Consider the following 5,966-nt stretch of genomic DNA (forward strand, 5'->3'; position numbering starts at 1 on the left):
CCGCCGCGATCTGGCACAACGACGCCACCGGACAAACCGTCCTACGCTCACTGATCGCCTACGATCACTGACCCCTTGGACTAGATCATCTAGGCCGAGGTCTGTGCCGACATCGGGCGTGACCGGAGGCGGGTGTTCGGGGTCGGTGTCCACGACGAACGAGTAGACGTACCGCCCGGCCGCATCCTTGATCACCGTCACCGTGGAAGGCCGCGTTCGGCCGGTAGCGGCCTGATCTCGCCGATTGCCCGGCCGATCGTGGAGGACCCGACCTGGTGATCACGCCGAGGGCCTCGTGGGTCGCACCGGTGCGCAGGTGGAAGGGTGGCCGGCAGTCGGTCGGCAAACACCAACGCGCATTCTGGCCCAGCGCCCGCCGGACGCCGCCGGTCGCCGCGGCGCCGCCGGCTGCGTCCGGACGCGCAGGGCGCCTCCCACTGCGGCGCGCGTTCGGTGACAAGCTCGCCAAGGTGTTCCCGCGACAGCCCGCAGAAGGCGTAAGGGGACATGACCGCGCGGGCCTGACCAAGGTCACCTCGGCAACCCAGTGGGCCACCGGCACGTCACCGCCTGCGTGAAGACGCGGTCAGGCGGGCTGCCACAGCTCGACCCGATTGCCCTCGGGATCGGTGACCCAGCCGAATCGACCGACGCCCTCCATGTCCTGCGTTTCCTTGGCCACGTCCGCTCCCTTGGCGCGCAATTGCGTGAGCATCGCATCCAGGTCGCGGACCCGGAAGTTGAGCATGCTCTGCTGGGCGCGGGACCCGAAGTAGTCGGTCTCGGACTCGAACGTCGCGAACACCGTCGGCCCGGTTCCCTGATGCCACAGGCCGTTCTCATCGGCGTCCAGGCCCAGGCAATCGCGATACCACGCGCTCAGGGCCGCCGGGTCGGCGGCCCGCATGAAGTAGCCACCGATTCCAAGCACACGTTCCATGCCGCCATCTTGCCAGGACGGCGATCGGGCGGGCCGGCACCACACCATCGCCCGCTTCACCCCCGTCACAATCGCGGGAGGACTCGTAAGGACTCGCTTCACCACCGCCCTGAAGGTATCCACGGGGCACTGCGAATGATCCCGGTAGCCGCAGTCAGCGAAGAGCGGGTCCGCTCTGCGGCCAGGCCGACCACCTTGCCGCATAGCGCCAAAAGGGCGTCAAGCAGGGGCAGGAGCTGGGTCGTTGCGGTTGCCGACGGTCAGGGCGGCCGCGAGCGGGTGCGCCCTGCCCGTCCGTGATCACGTGGTGTGGGGAGCCCGACGGGCCGCGCAATGGGCCGGGCGGATTGGCCGTGACTCCGGTCAGCGCGCCCTGCTGAGCAGAGGTGCGAACGCGCCGCCTGCTGTCTCAGGGCTTCCTCCGGCCCGGGCCGTGTGCGATCCGGCCGGTTCGCCGCTGTGGTGCATGAGCCTTGTCCACCATCGGGGGCGCTGCCGTCGAGATCCTAGTGGGGCAGCGTCACGGGTCCAGTACGCCGCGGCGGCCGCCCGGGCCATCGCCGTCCGGGAGGAGAGGTGGCGCGGCAGTTTGCTCATCCGTCACGGCCCATACCTGTACCGGGGCGGTGCGTTGGAGGACGCGGGCTGGTCGTATGCGAGGGCCGTCGGCCGCAACAAGGCTGCCGGGCGGGCAGCGGCTTGCGGCCGCCGATGCGGCGTGCCGTCATGCCTCGGATCCCCTCCGTGTCGGCCGCCGTCACTTGCCGAGGTCGTCCTTGGCGTCGCGCAATGCACGCATGGCATCGGCGAGTTTGCCGAACCCGTCGCATCCGAGGGGGGTCAGCACCCGGGCGCGCAGGACCTGTGTCACCGCCTGGGAGATGGCCTGGGCCGTGTCCTGACCCTGGTCGGTCAGTTCGAGGTAGGTGAGGCGTCGGTCGTCCTCGCACGTCATACGCCGGGTCAGACCAGCCGCGCAGAGCCGGTCGGCAAGCTTGGTGAACCCGCCGCTGGACATGCGTGTCTCGAGTGCCAGGCGGGTCATCGGCATCCCGTGCTTGGGGGCGGCGAGCAAGCACACCAGGACGTGGGCGAAGCCTTGGCCGAGGTTGAAACGCTTGGTCAGCTCGCTGGCGAGAGAATCCTGTGTGGCGTGGAAGCCCTGCATCACCAGCAACCACCCGTCAAGCAGTTCACGATCAATGCTCTGGTCGGCACCCCGGCCCTCGCCACCCTCGGCCGGTGGTACCGCGCCGGTCAGGTCCCTCGTTTCGGTCTCCATAGCAGCCTCAACTCCCTGGCGGCGCAGATGTTCCTGATCACTCAGGAGTGTAGGTCCAGCCGTTGGAGGAGGGCGCGGGTGGCCAGTCCGCTGGTGATGCCGAGGCCTGTGGCCGCGGCTGTCCACCACGGGGCCCAGGGAAGCAGCCCCGCGGCCCGGTCGAGGGACCAGCGGCCGGGCCCGGTGAGCGTCAGTACGGCCGGCAGGATGATCAACATGAGCGGGTACTCGTAGCCGTCGTTCTGCACCCAGAGCCCGTTGCGCCGCTTGACCGTGACCGCGACGGTCATCACTCCCGCTGCGATGGTGGCCGCCAGGGGGGTGAGCGCCCCTACGCAAAGCAGCAGGCCCGCAGCGATCTGCCCGCCTCCCGCGGCGGCCGCAGTGAGCCGGCCGCCGCGGAACCCGTCTGCTTCGAACTCTGCCGCTCCGCCGTCGATCCCGCGGCCGCCGAGGCGGTGGCTGACCTTCTGGATCCCATGCCCGGCGTACAGCAGGCCGACGGCCAGCCTCAGCATGAGCAATCCGGTGTTCATCACACTCTCCTCAAGGGTGGGTAGGTGGTGCGGCAGCGCTCGGTTGCGGTGCCTTACAGGACGAAGCAGGCGTCGAAGATCTCGGGTGCGGTCTCGGGGGTGAAGCCACGGGCGGCACGCCACTGGCGGTGCTGTTCGGATTCGGCGACGGCTTGGCCGAGGAGTTCGGCCTGTCGCGCGCCCGAGATGCTGGGCTTGACGGTGGCCTGGTAGCCGCCGAAGTGCGCCACCGGGCTCCACAGGGGGCTGACCCGCGGGAGCTGCTCGTCCAGGCCCTCGTACTCGCCGGCGGCGTAGACGATGCGGCCGCCGGTGATGGTGAGCAGCGACTCGATATGCGGGATGTCCTGCTCGGGGACGGTGAAGAAGTCGTCGGAGAGGATGGCCAGGTCGCCGTAGTAGCCGGGGGCGAGGATGCCCTTGACGTCCTGCTCTCCGGTGAGCTGGGCGCCGGCCTGGGTGTACATCTCCAGGGCGGTCTCGCGGGAGACGCGGTTCTCCGGCGGGTAGATCGCCAGGTCGCCGATGGTTCGGCCGGAGACCAGCCAGTGCAGGGCGACCCAGGGGTTGTAGGAGGACACCCGGGTGGCGTCGGTGCCGGCGCCGACGGTCAGGCCGCGGTCCAGCATGGCGCGGATCGGCGGGGCCTCGGCGGCGGCTCCGGCGCCGTAGCGGCGGACGAAGGCTTCGCCCTGGAAGGACATGCGGTTCTGGACGGACACGGCGCCGCCGAGGGCGGCGATGCGGTCGAGGCTGTCGCGGGAGACGGTCTCCGCGTGGTCGAACAGCCAGCGGTTGCCGGCGGGGAAGAGGCCTTCGGCGGCGAGCTTCTCGAAGACGGCGAGGTCGCGGCGTATGGTCTCGTCGTAGGTGGCGTGCAGGCGGAAGCCCCAGCCGTTCTCCATCAGCAGACGCACGGCCTGTTCGAACTCGGCTTCGAAGGGTCCGAGTTCCGGGCGGGGCTGGGAGAAGTTCTCGAAGTCGGCGGCGGCCCAGGTGAGGTTCTCACCGGCGCCGTTCAGCCGCAGCCACTCATCGCCGTCTCCGGGGCGGACCATGCCGATCCAGCGCTTGAGGTCGTCGATCTCCTGCCCGCCGGTCTGCGGGAAGAGGTGGTAGGCGATGCGCAGCGACAGTTGGCCGTCCTTGGCCAGGTCGATGACGGTGCCGTAGTTGTCGGGGAAGTTCTGGAAGCCGCCGGCGGCGTCGATGGCGGAGGTGAGGCCGAAGCGGTTGAGTTCGCGCAGGTAGTGGCGGGTGGAGGTCTTGAGGTCCTCGCCCTGGAGGGTGGGGGCCTTGGCCAGGGTGGAGTACAGGATCAGGGCGCCCGGGGCTGCCAGCAGCATGCCGGTGGGTTCGCCGTTAGCGCCACGTACGATCTGCCCGCCGCGGGGGTCGGGAGTGTCCTTGGTGAAGCCGGCCGCCTGGACGGCGGCGTGGTTCATGATCGCCGACTGGTAGAGGTTGAGGACGAATACGGGGGTGTCCGGGGCTGCGGCGTTGAGCTCGGAGACGGTGGGCAGGCGCTTCTCGGCGAACTGGTCGGCGGAGAATCCGCCGACGACGCGGACCCACTGGCCCTTGGGGGTGCGGGCCGCCTGCTCGCGCAGCATGGCCAGGCCCTGGCGCAGGGTGGGCACGCCGTCCCAGCGCAGTTCCAGGACGTAGTTCAGGCCACCCCGGATGACATGGAGGTGGGAGTCGTTCAGGCCGGGGATCACCCGGCGGCCCAGCGCGTCGACCACCCGGGTCTTCGGGCCGATCAGACGGACGATGTCGGCGTCGTCGCCGACCACCGTGACCTTGCCGTCCTTGATCGCGACCGCGCTGGCCTGCGGACGGCGCGGGTCGCCGGTGTAGACCTTGGCATTGCGCACCACCACGTCCGCGATGTGGGCCGCAGGTTGCTCGATGCCGAGGTGCACATTACGCACCGTGGCCTCGGCGGTGATGGGGGGAAGGCCAGCCACAGGCATAGTGGCCATGGAAATCATCTCCAGTATGTGGGGGGTTCTCAGAAGCTGTGTGAGGGTGAAGCGGCTGCCGCGGGTTCGCAGCAAGGCGGAAGAGTGGCCGGCTTTGCGTCAGCGGGAGGATGAGCTGCGCGGCACGGCCAGGACGGCAGCAGCGGTACCGAACGTGCTCACCAGCAGGGGCCAGCCAGGCCCCGTGTGTTGCACGAGCAGGGCTCCCCCGAGTGCGCCTGCCAGCATCGCCAGGACTGAGGCCAGTCGGCGGCCGGCACGCGGATTGGTACCGCCTGCCAGAGTCGAGTCGGACGCCAGTCCGGTCAGCGTGAGCGTCAGCACCGTCGTGGTCACATCCGGCACGGCGAGTTTGCGCACCGTCCCGTTGCGCAGGCCCATGGCCAATGCGATCAGGGCGATGAGCACATGGACCGCGTGGCTCGCGGCGAAGGCGACCGTGGTGGCCGTGGCCAGGAGCGCCGCTTCCAGCATCAGGATCCAGCGCAGCCAACACGGCGAAGTGCGGCGGCGCATCACGGTCTCCAGACGACCGGCGATCCCCGCTCCGACCAGGAAGGCGGCCAGCGACACCAGCGAGCCGAGCACCGAGAAGCCGGGGACACCGGCAGCGGCGAAGCCGATGATGACCACGTTGCCGGTCATGTTCGCGGTGAAGACGTGTCCCAGACCTAGGTAGCTGATCGCGTCGATGAGGCCGCTCACCGCCGTCACGGTCATGAGGGCCGGCAGCAGCGGCTCACGACCGCCCGGCGCGCCAGGCACCGAGGAATGATTGAGGTTCACTGTCGTTTCCTTGACTCACGCCCCAGACCCGGTCCGGGGTGTTCTTGCCTGCATACGAGGACCGACGGGCCGGACGCTCGCCGCAGGCACCGGCCGGCTCCGCGGCCGCCTCCAGGACCCGGTCGCCGATCCCGGGGCAGTGCCCTCAGCCACCCGGCCCACAGCCCGCGCGGACCGGACGCTGCCCCAGCACCCGCAGCCCACGCGGACAAGGCGCTGCCCGGCACCAACGGAGGCCGGCGGCCGTGCTCGGTCCCTGATGCGACGGCACCCTTCGGGGCCGTCCAACCGGCCATCGCGCGCGTGCAGTTCGGCGTCGGCCTGCGGCAGGAGGCATTTCCCCTGCGGTGCGCCGGGTCATGCGATGACGTCCGCGTTGCTGGAGCTGGGGACGGTGGGTGCATTTTTGGTCCCGGGCAGTGGGCTGGTGCCGGTCC

5 protein-coding genes are annotated in these 5,966 nt (G+C 69.9%); all 5 read right to left on the reverse strand.

Annotation, left to right across the window (positions count from 1 at the left end):
* Window positions 1-586 precede the first annotated feature (586 nt).
* The 5 genes from ACFYXB_RS45380 to ACFYXB_RS45400 all read right to left on the reverse strand — a co-directional run bounded on the left by ACFYXB_RS45380 (window position 587) and on the right by ACFYXB_RS45400 (window position 5,529).
* Complete coding sequence (locus ACFYXB_RS45380) at window positions 587-940, reverse strand: VOC family protein (RefSeq protein ID WP_389591345.1); 354 nt, start codon at window positions 938-940, stop codon at window positions 587-589.
* A 757-nt stretch (window positions 941-1,697) separates the two neighbouring features.
* Window positions 1,698-2,222: a MarR family winged helix-turn-helix transcriptional regulator gene (locus ACFYXB_RS45385; protein ID WP_389591346.1), complete on the reverse strand. Its 525-nt coding sequence runs from the start codon at window positions 2,220-2,222 to the stop codon at window positions 1,698-1,700.
* Window positions 2,223-2,263: 41 nt separating this feature from the next.
* Window positions 2,264-2,758, reverse strand: a complete 495-nt coding sequence (locus ACFYXB_RS45390; RefSeq protein WP_389591347.1) for a DoxX family protein — start codon at window positions 2,756-2,758, stop codon at window positions 2,264-2,266.
* A gap of 53 nt (window positions 2,759-2,811) precedes the next feature.
* Window positions 2,812-4,743 carry an amidohydrolase gene (locus tag ACFYXB_RS45395; protein WP_389591348.1) on the reverse strand — a complete coding sequence of 644 codons (1,932 nt, stop codon included), beginning with the start codon at window positions 4,741-4,743 and terminating at the stop codon, window positions 2,812-2,814.
* Between the two features lie 99 nt (window positions 4,744-4,842).
* On the reverse strand, window positions 4,843-5,529 hold the full coding sequence (locus ACFYXB_RS45400; RefSeq protein WP_389591349.1) for a YoaK family protein: 687 nt from the start codon (window positions 5,527-5,529) through the stop codon (window positions 4,843-4,845).
* Window positions 5,530-5,966: the final 437 nt, after the last annotated feature.

The organism is Streptomyces sp. NPDC002619 (assembly GCF_042889305.1).
Lineage (GTDB): Bacteria > Actinomycetota > Actinomycetes > Streptomycetales > Streptomycetaceae > Streptomyces.

Bases quoted from the DNA above. Each gene is read 5' to 3' on its own strand.
- ACFYXB_RS45380 (WP_389591345.1), bottom strand. From the start codon at position 940: ATGGAACGTGTGCTTGGAATCGGTGGCTACTTCATGCGGGCCGCCGAC.
- ACFYXB_RS45385 (WP_389591346.1), bottom strand. From the start codon at position 2,222: ATGGAGACCGAAACGAGGGACCTGACCGGCGCGGTACCACCGGCCGAG.
- ACFYXB_RS45390 (WP_389591347.1), bottom strand. From the start codon at position 2,758: ATGAACACCGGATTGCTCATGCTGAGGCTGGCCGTCGGCCTGCTGTAC.
- ACFYXB_RS45395 (WP_389591348.1), bottom strand. From the start codon at position 4,743: ATGGCCACTATGCCTGTGGCTGGCCTTCCCCCCATCACCGCCGAGGCC.